The organism is Alicyclobacillus contaminans DSM 17975, from assembly GCF_000429525.1.
Taxonomy (GTDB): Bacteria; Bacillota; Bacilli; order Alicyclobacillales; family Alicyclobacillaceae; genus Alicyclobacillus_A; species Alicyclobacillus_A contaminans.
This window is the reverse complement of the sequence record NZ_AUCA01000012.1, coordinates 47,247-58,701: the sequence shown is the minus strand read 5'-3', so window position 1 is coordinate 58,701 and position 11,455 is coordinate 47,247. Positions and strand designations below refer to the sequence as shown.

The window sequence follows — 11,455 nt, the reverse complement described above, 5'->3', positions numbered from 1 at the left end:
GAGGAACCCCTATGGCTGGCTATGTCGTACGGCGTTTATTCGGCATGATTCCCATGCTCTTCGCGATTACGGTCTTCGTTTTTTTCATGATGCACATGGCGCCGGGCAATGCCATTGAAGCCATGATCAATCCGCGCATCAAGGATATCGCGGCACTCAAACACCAACTGGAAGTGCAGAATGGTTTGAACCTGCCGTTGCCGGTGCAGTATTGGCGCTGGCTGGTGAACGTGCTGCACGGCAACTTTGGCTGGAGTTTTGGACAACATGAACCGGTGATCGAACTGCTCGGGCCGGCCATGTACAATACGTTGATTCTCGCTGTGTTGGCGGAGGCCTTCATCCTCTTGCTCGGCATTCCCATCGGTATCTGGCAGGCGCGCCGCCCCTACAGCAAGTTGGATTACACCGTTTCCACCGTGTCGTTTGTGCTCTTTTCTGTGCCGTTCTTCGTGTTCGCGGTGTTTCTGATTTATTTCTTTGCCATTCGCTGGCCCGTCTTTCCGGCGCAGAACGCCACCGGCACCGGTCCGCTGGCGGGCACCTTGCTGGACCACGTCTGGCATGCGCTGCTGCCGGCGATTTCCATTGCGCTTACGGCGCACACCGTCTACAGCCGCTACACCCGCGGCGCCATGTTGGATGTGGCGCGGCAGGATTATGTGCGCACGGCGCGGGCGAAAGGCATCCGTGAGCCGGTGATTTACCGCAAGCACGTGTTCCGCAACGCGCGCATCCCGCTGGTGACGCAGTTGGGGTTTGACCTCGGCGGATTGCTCGGCGGGGCGGTGATTACGGAGGGGTTGTTCAGCTACCAAGGGATGGGCTACGTCACGATTACGGCCGTGTCGCAGCGCGATTACCCCGTCATCATGGCCACCACGCTGATTTTCGCGGTGTGCGTGCTGCTCGGCAACCTGGTCGCGGACATCCTCAATGCTGTGGTCGATCCGCGCATTCGCTATCAATAAAAAGGGGGGCACCTTGGTCATGTCAACACCACCTGTAGAAGCGCTGGCAGCGAACCAATCGGCAGCGCGCGGACGCGTCAGCAAGAGCCCCTTCCAACTGGCGCTTGGGCGATTCATGCGTCACCGCATGGCGGTTGCAAGCGTCCTTGTGCTCGCGCTGATTGTGCTCGTCAGCCTGTGCGCGCCTTGGCTGACGCACTGGGATCCGTCCCGCCAGGACTTGAACAGCGTGTCCCTGCCGCCGTCCGCAGCGCACTGGTTGGGCACGGACGCCAACGGCATCGATTATTTCGCGCGCGATGTTTACGGCGGACGCATTGATCTCTTGATTGGCTTCACCGACACGCTTCTGGTCATGGCCATCTCGATTGTACTCGGAGGCCTCGCCGGTTATTACGGGGGCTGGGTGGACGCAGTCATCATGCGCGTGTGCGACTTCATGTTCAACTTTCCGTTTATCCTGCTCATCATTGTCCTGGAGTCCATCATCAATACGTCTTCCGTGTGGCTGCTCATTGCCGTCATCGGTTTCACGGCTTGGCCGAGCACCACGCGCATGATTCGGTCGCTGTTTCTCTCTCTGCGCGAGTCGGAGTTTGTGCTCGCCGCGCGCACCAGCGGGGCGGGGGCGTGGCGCATCATCTTTCGGCACCTATTGCCAGCTTCCCTCGGTCCCATTGTGGTCAACGCCACGCTGCAGATGGCCAATTTGATTGGTGCCGAGGCGGCCCTGGCCGTGATTGGTTTCGGCGTGAAGTCGACCACGCCCAGTTGGGGCAACGTGCTCAATTCGTCGCTGGATTACTTCACGCTCTCCACGGAGCCCTGGGCCTGGGTGCCGCCGGCGCTGTTGATTACGGTCACCATTCTCTGCATCAATTTCATCGGCGACGGTTTGCGCGACGCATTCGATCCCGCCTTTGACAAGTAACACCGCGCAAAACAGTCCAATTGAACCATCCCGACTAGGTCGGATGAGTCTCCCCACGACCTTCACCACTGGCGTATGGTGAAGGCGAAGGGGAGCACCTCGGACGGCGACAGCCTGGGCTCGCGCCGAACCGGGCATGGGGGGATGCCAGCATGCAGCGCGCACGGATACCAGAGTGGTTGGAAGCGGTTCCCGAGCCAATGTCACTGCCCTTTGACCAGGCAGACTTGCTGGCGATTTTGGCGTTACGTTTCGGCATGGTTCCGCAGGGCGTGGTGCGGCGCATCCGCGCGGTGACCGACGTGGCGACGCTGGAACGGTTGGTGCAGGCGGCTGTGCGCGTGGAGGATTGGCAGGCATTCATGCGTGAATTGGATGCGGTCTTGGGTCACGCTTGGCTGGGCGACGCGCAGGATGAGCGGCCGAGAGGTGGTTTGGCCTGAGTCGGCCGCTGTGGTTGCCGCTTTGGACCATTGAAGGATACTGCTGTCATCCCCACCAGCGCCATCACGATACTGGTTACCAAAAAGAAAGACAGCCTTCCGGCTGCCTGGTATTACGTGACATCCTCTTGACCCGACTCGAGTGCCTCCAACTTTGCGGCGGCGTCTTCCCATGCCTGCATCCACTCGGCAATGTTCGTCTCAAGGGTCGCCAACTCCGCCTGCAACTCCGCCATGCGTACCGTATCCTGGCCGATGGTGGCTGCGGTCAATTCTTCCGCGGCCGCCACCTGTCGCGCTTCGGCGGCGGCGATGTCGGCTTCCAGACGGACAACGCGATCCCGAAGTTTGCGGATATCTGCGGATCGAACGACGCGTTTGGACGGCGAGGTGCGTTCGGCGTCAGGGCGATGAGACGGGGAGGCTGCTTCGTGATCCATATCGGATTGCGACCACTTCCGCTCTTCCGCAACTTTTGCCGCGTACTCGCTGTAATTTCCGATATACAGGTGAAATCCGTGCTCGTCGAGGGTCACCACGTGGGTCGCCAACGCATCGATGAAGTAGCGGTCGTGCGACACGAACAACAGTGTGCCTTCGTAATCGACGAGCGCATCTTCGAGCACTTCCTTGCTGACCAAATCGAGGTGGTTGGTCGGTTCGTCGAGCACGAGGACGTTCGCTTGCTGCAGCATCAGTTTGCAGAGCGAGAGACGGCTTCGCTCGCCGCCGCTCAACGCCGCAACCGGTTTATCCACATCCTGCCCGCGAAACAGGAAGCGGCCGAGGGCGGTGCGGACGGTGGTTCGATCCAGCTGCGGATACGCATCCCAGATTTCTTCGAGAACCGTTTTGTCAGCGTGCAGGTCAGCCTGCTCCTGATCATAGTAGCCAATGTGCACATGGGTGCCCCACCGGACGTCCCCGCTCAGCGGTGTCACACGGCCAACCAGGGCTTTGAGGAAAGTGGATTTGCCAACGCCGTTCGCGCCGAGGATGGCGATGCGCTGACCCCGGGTGATCTTCAGATTGAGCGGTCCCGGGAGGGTGCGCCCCGGATAACCGAGGACGAGATTTTGGACTTCCAGCACATCCTTGCCCGACGCTTCTCCACATGCGAACCGGAGGGCCATCTGGGGCGTGTTCACGTTCGGCCGTTCCAACCGTTCCAACTTCTCCAGCATTTTGCGACGACTCTGTGCGCGCTTGGTGGTGGTGGCGCGGGCGATGTTCTTCTGAATGAACGTCTCCATGCGCGCAATTTCCTTCTGCTGGGCTTCGTAGCGGCGAAGTTCGGCTTCCACCTGCGCCGCCTTCTGCTCCACATACGCGCTGTAATTGCCGACGTAGCGGGTGGTCTTTCCGCCTTCCAGTTCGTAGACCACGTTCGCCACCTTGTCGAGAAAGTACCGATCGTGGGATACCAACAACAGGGCGCCCTCGTAGGCCTGCAGATAGTTTTCCAGCCAGGTGATGGTATCGGTATCGAGGTAATTGGTGGGCTCGTCCAGCACCAGGAGGTCCGGTTGCCAGGCCAACAGGCGGGCCAGGGACAGGCGGGTCTTCTGGCCGCCGCTCAGGGAATCGACCTTGTTGCCGTGCATGGCCGGTGGAAAGCGAAGGCCGTCCAGAACCCGCCGAATGCGCGCTTCCACCGCGTAGCCGTCGCTGGCTTCGAATTGTTGGCGGAGGGCATCGTACGCGTTCGACAGCACCTGAAATTGGCGCTGGTCTTCAAACACCTGCGGATTGGCCATCTGCGCCTCCATGGCGCGCAGTCGTCGCTCCATGTCATACACGTCGGCGAACGTTTCGGCCACGTACTCAAAGACGGTGGCACCCGGCTTGGCCGCTACAAATTGCGCGACGTAACCGATGGAAACGTCCTTGCCGAGACTGACATCCCCGGCGGACGGTTCTTCCTGGCCCACGAGAATGCGCAACAGCGTGGACTTGCCAGCGCCGTTGGGGCCCACCAGGGCGACGCGCTCTCCGGTTTGGATGGTGAGACCTGCGTCCAGGAGGACATCGTGGATATCGTAATGCTTTTGGATGTGACTCGCTTGCAGCAATATCATGAGGGATCTCCTTCATCGCCGTCAGTGACTCTTGCTTCAGTGTACAAAACCAGGAGACCGCCGCCAAGGTTGCGGGCGGTCCGCGCATAGCAGCCCTGGGCGTGGCACACCCTAATCCTGATGGAGGGATGTTCCGTGGAAGTGGAACGTGCGTTGCAAATTTTGTCGGCACAGCAGACGTTTGACGTCGTCTTGGAAGGTGATTCGGTATGGATTGACGATGTGAATCCGGATACCCGGTCGGCGACCGTGCACTCGCTGCGGGACCACCGCGTCATGCAGGTCGATGTCAGGCGGTTGCACGAGCCGTAGGGCCATCCGTAAGGCGGGGGAATTGGGCAATCTCCAAAGAGGCCACCGCCCGGGTGGCCCCGCGTCATGTTGGGGCACGGCCTTCTGTGTTTCACGTTCCTTCGAGGTCTCCCATGTGGTAAGATGGCACAGGCATTAGTTGATGGACGGCGATTTTGAACATTCACTGGCGAGAGGGCAGGAAATGGGAAACTCCACAACTCATCACGGACAGCATGAACCACAGGATGGATTTTCGGATAACAACGCCTGGGGGCATGGCGACGTGACCGCGCTGTATCCCGTCATTCTCGAACACTCCCAAGACATCATCACCGTCTCCAAGCTGGATGGAACATTCGTGTACTTGACGCCCTCCGTTCAAACGGCGCTCGGTTACCTGCCTTCCGAATTGGTTGGGCGCACACGGGATGATTGGTACCACCCGGAGGATGTGAGTCACTGGGAACAGGTGCGTCAACAGATTATGGAAGGGAAAGACCAAGGGAGTTTCACTTGTCGGCTGCGCCGGAAAGGGGGCGGCTACGGCTGGTTCGAGGTGCGATTCTGCGCCGTGCGAGACGGCTCGGGTGCGGTTCAATGGGTGATTAGTTTTGCGCGGGATGTGACCGAGCGTCGGGAACTGGAGATGGCTCTTCGCCGCAGTCGGGACAAGCTGAGTCATGCCCAGCGGATTGCAAAAATTGGGTATTGGGAATGGGACGCGCAGCAACAGTCCCTCTATTGGTCCGACGAAATGTACGCCATCTGGGGGCTTCCACCGGGACAGTTCGTGGGCACGATGGAGGCGTACTTGAGCACCATCCACCCGGAGGACAGGGATTACGTCAGCCGTTTGATGCGAGCTGGAATGGAGGGATTCAGGCCGTTTGACACCCAGTTCCGCATCCTTCTGCCGGACGGCTCCATTCGTCACATCCAGGCCTTGGGAGATCTCGATCGAGACGTCGCAGGCCGCCTCCTTCGCATGTTCGGAACGGTGCAGGACGTCACGGAACGAAAACTAGCGGAACTACGCCTGCGGACAGCGGAGGAACAGTTGCGAAAATCCGAGCGTTTGGCGGCGCTCGGCCACTTGGCGGCTGGGATTGCCCATGAGATCCGAAATCCATTGACCACGCTCAAAGGATTCACGCAGCTTCTGCAAGGGAGCGTCAATCCCGACAAGCAATCGTTTCTCCGGATTATGTTGGATGAGCTGACGCAGATTGAGCGCATTGTGAACGATTTGGTGCTGTTGGCCAAGCCTGCGGGGGCGGAGGGCCGCGCACAGCGCATGGTGGACATCTTGGAACGGGCGATGCAGGAAACGGAACCGGAAGCGGCGGCCGGAGGCGTGCGGATGGAAATGCGGGCACCGAGCGAATCGCCGTGGGTGAAGTGTTCGCCAGGGCAACTCAGTCAGATGTTTTGCAACATTTTACGCAACGCGGTGCAGGCGATGCCGAACGGAGGCGTCATCCAGATTGTCGTTACGGAAGCAGCGGACTGGGTGGTGGTGCAGATTATCGACGAGGGCACGGGCATTCCGGACGAGCGGCTCCCGCACCTTGGAGAGCCGTTTTTCACAACGAAGGAACGGGGAACGGGGCTCGGGCTGATGGTCAGCTATCGCATCGCCGAGGCGCACGGTGGCAGAATTGACATTGAAAGTCAGGTGGGGCGGGGAACCACGGTGACGGTGTCTTTGCCGCGACTGGGCGGACAGGCTCTGTGACCGCAGTGTCCATTGTCCCGCCGCGCGATGGTGGCATTCGGAAATCATTCATACCTTGTCTCCCTTGTCTCATAGACTCTAACAGGTTGGACATCGATGGGCGTCCTTCGGCGCACCGTGCGCCAAGGCGTCCCTTGGGACGGGGGGCAAGGCTCGTGTACGCACCGGATTTTCCGCTGCCGGACGGCTATCTTTGGCAATACAATCTGCTGCTGTGGATTCAGTCCCACGCCACACCGCAGTTGGATGAAGCGGCGAAGTGGATATCGCAGGCGGGGGTGGAGAAATTTTATCTGTTCGCGCTGCCGGTGGTGTTCTGGTGCATCCACCGGACCGTCGGGCTGCGCCTCGCCTACGTGTTCTTGGCAAGCATGTACAGCAACGAATGGTTGAAGTACGCCGTGGGTGTGGCCAGACCGATTGGTGTACCGGGGATTCGGTCGCTGTACACGCAAACGGCAAACGGAGTGTACTCCATGCCGAGCGGCCACGCGCAGGGACCGATGACGTTCTTCGTAGTGCTCGGCAAATGGGTTCGGCGGCGGTGGTTTTGGGCACTGGCCGCGCTGCTGGTGGCCGCGATTGGGCTATCCCGGCTCTACCTCGGCCTGCACTGGCCCGCGGACGTGCTCGCGGGGTGGGGGCTCGGACTGGTGTTCGGGCTGGCCGGTTGGTGGATTGGCAAGTGGTGGACATATCGGGCGTTTGCGTTTGGGATCCGGATGACCATGGCCATTCTCATCCCGGCGATCCTGCTGCTGGCGCATCGAGGCAATCTCTCAGCGGAATACGCGGCCGTGCTGCTGGGATTGGGCGTGGGGGCGGTGCTGGAAGGAAAGTATCTGCGTTCCGAGATCCAACCGGAAATCTGGAAGCGGGTATGCGCCGGAATGATCGGTGTGGCTGGGCTGATTGCGCTAAAATGGGTGGTAAAGTGGCCGCAGGATACGATGTGGTATGAGATCCAGGGCGTTTTGATGGGGCTGTGGGGAACGCTCGGGGCTCCTTACCTGTTTGTGCGCTGCGGTTTGTATCGGAGCGAGGCGACGCGTGACTGACGAATGGACTGAACGGATGGCCGACGGAGTGGCCGAACAAAAACAAAGGGCGAGAGCGCACTTTTTGCAACGACGGCAGCGGTTGCCGGAAGCGGTTCGACAGGACGCCAGCCGTCGCATTGTCGCCAGCGTGTCCGATGTGCTGGCGCAAATGGTGGCCAGCGGCCAGTCGGCATCACCGTCCGTGGAGCGAGGCGCCGCTTCGCGGGGCGGGATTGGCCTGTACTGGCCGGTGCGCGGCGAGGTGGATGTGCGCGGTCTGGCGCCTGTGCTTCGGCATAGCGGCTGGACAGCGGGGTTCCCGGTCATAGTGGGCGAGGGGCAGTTGATGTTCCGGATGGTCACCGACAACACCGCGTGGGAGATGGGTCCGTACCGGATTCCCGAACCGTCGCCGGCTGCGCCGGAGCTCCCCATGCATTCGCTCGTCGCCGTGATTGTACCCGGCGTCGCCTTCACCGTGGACGGAGGCCGACTGGGGTACGGTGGCGGTTATTACGACAGGCTGTTTGCGCGTCTCCCGCAGTCGGTCCTTCGCGTGGGAGTGGCATACGAAGCCCAGTTGGCTGAGTCGCTGCCCATCGGCGTGCACGATGTCCGGATGCACGTGGTGGTGACGGAAAGGAGGGTGTACCCATGCGCACCCTGGGCGTGATCTTGGCTGGTGGACGCAGTCGGCGAATGGGCGTGGACAAGCTGCGGTTGCCTGTCGAGGACGGTGCTGATGAAACGGTTTTGCACCACGTGGTGCGCGTGGTGTCTGCGGTCGCCGCAGAGACCTACCTGCTGACCGGATGCGGTGCGGCACAGGCGCGGGTTCCCGCAGGTGTGCGGATCATTGAGGATGTGGCGGCGTACCAGGGGCCGTTGCGCGCCCTGGCGCATGCCTGGCCGCAGCTTCCGTGCGACGCGGACAGTGCCTGTCTGGTGGTGGCCGGAGATCTTCCCGGGTTGGCGGAGCCCGCGCTGCGGCGGCTGGTGGACGCGCTGGCCGCAGAGTCGGCGGATGTCGACGGCGTGCTCACCGTCCGGGAAGGGCGCCCGCAGCCGTTGCTCGCGATTTATCGGGCGCGCGTCGGTGCGCTGCTGGAGGCGGGGGCTGCGGAGGCGGGCGGACGACTGATGCCAATCATTGAACGGTGCCGCACCGCGCGGTTGGACACGGCGGATTGGCCGGAGTGGTGGACACGGCCGATTCACACGCCGGAAGATTATCGGGCGTGGCTGAACCACGCGAAGGAGGGAACGGACGGTGCTTCGGGAGGTGCCTGTGGAAGAAGCGGTGGGACTGGCGCTGGCGCATGATTTGACGCGGATTATACCGGGACAGTTCAAGGGTCGCGCCTTTGCGAAAGGGCATGTGATACAACCCGAGGACATTCCCGTGCTGTTGGACATGGGGAAGCGCCACATCTACGTGATGGAGCTTAGCGCCGACGAATTGCACGAGGACGAGGCGGCCGTGCGGATGGCCGCTGCGGTGGCCGGCGACGGACTGACCGCCACCGACGTGCACGAGGGCAAAGTGGTGTTGAAAGCCGCCCGCGATGGGCTCCTGCGGGTGGATGAGGAGCGCGTGTACGCCATCAATCGGATTGACGGGATTGCCCTTTCCACGCGGAAGCCGAATGTGTCCGCATCGCGCGGGCAGTCGGTGGCCGCCATCCGCCCCATTCCGCTGGTGATTGAACGGGAAAAGGTGGAGCGCGTCTGCGCCATCGCCACAGGGCAGCCCGTCCTCGAGGTGCTGCCGTGGGTCGTTCGGCGGGCGGTGGTGGTGACCACCGGCAGCGAGATCCAGAGCGGGCGCATTGAGGACCGGGCCGGTCCGGTGCTGCGCGAGAAACTTGGCGCGTTCGGCGTGGAGGTGATGCGCCAGGTGTTTCCGGGGGACGATGTCGACGCCATCCTGACGGAGATTCGCCGGGCGTGCAGTGATGGCGCCCAGTTGGTGTGCGTGACCGGCGGTATGTCGGTCGATCCGGACGACCGCTCGCCCGCCGCCATCGGCGCGGCCGCAGACACGGTGATCTCGTACGGCACACCCATCCTTCCCGGAAGCATGCTGATGCTCGCGTATGCGGGGGGAACTGCCATCTTCGGACTGCCGGGAGCTGTCATCCACGATCCCGTGACGTCCTTCGACGTCCTGCTTCCGCGCGTCCTCGCCGGTGTGCGCCTGACGAAGGACGACATTGCCCGCCTTGGCGCGGGAGGGTGGTTGAATGAATAATTGGGGCATCGTCGGGAGTGACGGACCGTCGGTGACCGACGGTGGACAGCGCGGCGATGCGCTGGCCCATGTCTGCGGTGGCCCGCGGATTGTCTCGGTGGTGGGGCCGCAGAATGCAGGCAAGACCACCTGGGTGGAGCGGCTCTGTCGCATTTGGCGGCAGGACGGGAAGCGTGTGGGAGTGCTCAAGCACGATGGACACGTGGACGAAGGAACCGTATGGGAGAAGCCGGGCAGCGACACCGTCCGGTACGCGGAAGCGGGGGCGCAGTGGACCATGGTTGCCGGTGGCGGGCATGTGCTTCTGCATCATCATCAGGATGGCGATTCGGAGTCGGTGGAGCGGCTGTGCGCCCGCATGTTGGCGGCGGCGACCGCCCTCGGGCAACCGCTCGACGTGCTGGTGGTGGAAGGGTTCAAACGGAGTGCGCTGCCGAAACTGGTGCCCATCCGGCGACCCTCGGATTTGGCGTGGTTGACAGAGGCCGCGCTGACGCATGTGCGTGCGGTGCTGTTGTCGGCGGAACTGGACGAAGACACCCGCCGCCTTGCCGCCCACGGGTGGCCAGTGTATGATGAGGGCGATGCGGTGCGGTTGTGCCGCGACCTGTGGGAGGGATGTCCGAATGTTGGGTAACATTGGGATTCCGGGATTGATTTTGATACTCATCGCCCTGCTGTTGGTCTTCGGCCCGAGCAAGCTGCCGGAGATTGGGCGGGCGTTCGGAAAAGGATTGCGGGAATTCAAGGACGCCACGAAAGGGATCATGGATGATCAGGATGCGGGCCGAGGGAACGGATCGGCCGGTGCGCAGCAGAACCAGCGCGCGACGGTGGAGCCGATTGAACTGAACAGCGAATCCAAACGGGATGCCGATCTACGCGAGTCGCATCGCACGGACTGAGGCGCGACATCTTCGCATCGGACTTCCGAGGCGGCGGGAGGCAATCGATGACTCCAGCTCAGATGACTTTCGTTGAACACCTGAACGACCTGCGCAAACGGCTCATCTCCATTTGCGTGGTGTTCGTCGTTCTGTTGATTGGTTGCTTTGTGTTTGTTTCCCGGATTTATGGGTATCTCGTGGAACCGCTCACCCGCGAAGGCTACCGTTTGATGGTCACGTCGCCGGGTGAAGTGGTCATGGTCTACATGAGCATGGCCGGCTTGGTCAGCGCGGGGTTGACGCTGCCGTTTGCGCTGTATCAGATCTGGCGATTTGTGAAACCGGGCCTGACGCCGACGGAGCAGCGCTACACGCTGCGGCTGTTGCCCGCGGCGCTGCTGATGTTCGGCTTGGGGCTTTGTTTTTCGTGGTTCGTGGTCTTTCCGGCAGTCCTGCACTTTCTGCTGCACCTGGCTCAGGAACGCTTCACGGTTATGCTGCGGGCCGGATCGTACTTTGGATTTTTAACAAGTATCTGCCTGCCGCTGGCATTGGTGTTCGAACTGCCGCTGGTGGTGGTGTTTCTCACTCGGATTGGCTTGGTGACACCGCGCTTTCTACGTAAGATGCGGCGGTACGCGTACTTTGTCTGCGTCCTGATTGGCGTGCTCATCAGCCCTCCGGAATTGGTGTCTCATTTGAGCGTCGTGCTGCCGATGATCTTTCTGTACGAATTGAGCATTCTACTGTCCGCCCTGGTGCAGAGAAGGCGTCAAAAACAGCCGGATGCGGGCGGCAACACAGCCTGAACCGCGCCGCCGAGTG

Annotated in this window: 13 protein-coding genes; 12 read left to right on the top strand and 1 reads right to left on the bottom strand. The window is 61.6% G+C overall.

Translation table 11 applies throughout. The annotated features are described in order from the left end of the window. The first annotated feature begins 11 nt into the window (after positions 1–11). The 3 genes from G463_RS0106785 (at position 12) to G463_RS19235 (ending at position 2,345) form a co-directional block, all read left to right on the top strand. Positions 12–971: an ABC transporter permease gene (locus G463_RS0106785; RefSeq protein ID WP_026974554.1), complete on the top strand. Its 960-nt coding sequence runs from the start codon at positions 12–14 to the stop codon at positions 969–971. 19 nt (positions 972–990) lie between these two features. Then, entirely contained in the window at positions 991–1,902 is a 912-nt protein-coding gene (opp4C, locus tag G463_RS0106780) for an oligopeptide ABC transporter permease (RefSeq protein ID WP_051322036.1), read from the top strand. Positions 1,903–2,054: 152 nt separating this feature from the next. Further along, entirely contained in the window at positions 2,055–2,345 is a 291-nt protein-coding gene (locus tag G463_RS19235) for a hypothetical protein (protein ID WP_051322035.1), read from the top strand. A gap of 113 nt (positions 2,346–2,458) precedes the next feature. Here the strand turns inward: G463_RS19235 and G463_RS0106770 are convergent, their stop codons facing one another. Further along, positions 2,459–4,423, bottom strand: coding sequence for an ABC-F family ATP-binding cassette domain-containing protein (locus G463_RS0106770; protein WP_026974552.1), 1,965 nt, complete (start codon positions 4,421–4,423; stop codon positions 2,459–2,461). A gap of 135 nt (positions 4,424–4,558) precedes the next feature. Between G463_RS0106770 and G463_RS22220 the strand changes: the two genes are divergently transcribed. From G463_RS22220 to tatC, 9 genes are all read left to right on the top strand, one after another. Then, positions 4,559–4,735 (top strand): small, acid-soluble spore protein, H family, encoded by a 177-nt coding sequence (locus tag G463_RS22220; protein WP_156900116.1) that lies wholly within the window; start codon positions 4,559–4,561, stop codon positions 4,733–4,735. 184 nt (positions 4,736–4,919) lie between these two features. Continuing rightward, entirely contained in the window at positions 4,920–6,452 is a 1,533-nt protein-coding gene (locus G463_RS19230; RefSeq protein WP_026974551.1) for a PAS domain-containing protein, read from the top strand. Between the two features lie 155 nt (positions 6,453–6,607). After that, positions 6,608–7,510: a phosphatase PAP2 family protein gene (locus G463_RS0106755; RefSeq protein WP_026974550.1), complete on the top strand. Its 903-nt coding sequence runs from the start codon at positions 6,608–6,610 to the stop codon at positions 7,508–7,510. Then, a complete protein-coding gene (locus G463_RS0106750) occupies positions 7,503–8,165 on the top strand; it encodes a 5-formyltetrahydrofolate cyclo-ligase (RefSeq protein WP_156900114.1) in 663 nt (220 codons plus the stop codon). The genes G463_RS0106755 and G463_RS0106750 overlap by 8 nt, the downstream gene beginning before the upstream one ends. Further along, positions 8,147–8,815: a molybdenum cofactor guanylyltransferase gene (gene mobA / locus G463_RS21655; protein ID WP_051322032.1), complete on the top strand. Its 669-nt coding sequence runs from the start codon at positions 8,147–8,149 to the stop codon at positions 8,813–8,815. Before G463_RS0106750 ends, mobA begins: the two co-directional genes overlap by 19 nt. Then, positions 8,763–9,743 carry a molybdopterin-binding protein gene (locus G463_RS0106740; protein WP_026974548.1) on the top strand — a complete coding sequence of 327 codons (981 nt, stop codon included), beginning with the start codon at positions 8,763–8,765 and terminating at the stop codon, positions 9,741–9,743. The genes mobA and G463_RS0106740 overlap by 53 nt, the downstream gene beginning before the upstream one ends. Then, a complete protein-coding gene (gene mobB / locus G463_RS21650; RefSeq protein WP_051322031.1) occupies positions 9,736–10,380 on the top strand; it encodes a molybdopterin-guanine dinucleotide biosynthesis protein B in 645 nt (214 codons plus the stop codon). Before G463_RS0106740 ends, mobB begins: the two co-directional genes overlap by 8 nt. Continuing rightward, positions 10,370–10,648: a twin-arginine translocase TatA/TatE family subunit gene (tatA, locus tag G463_RS19215; RefSeq protein WP_035486092.1), complete on the top strand. Its 279-nt coding sequence runs from the start codon at positions 10,370–10,372 to the stop codon at positions 10,646–10,648. Before mobB ends, tatA begins: the two co-directional genes overlap by 11 nt. Before the next feature lie 47 nt (positions 10,649–10,695). Further along, the gene (gene tatC, locus G463_RS0106725) at positions 10,696–11,439 is read left to right on the top strand and encodes a twin-arginine translocase subunit TatC (protein ID WP_026974547.1); all 744 of its coding nucleotides are present in this window, start codon (positions 10,696–10,698) and stop codon (positions 11,437–11,439) included. The last annotated feature ends 16 nt before the right edge of the window (positions 11,440–11,455 follow it).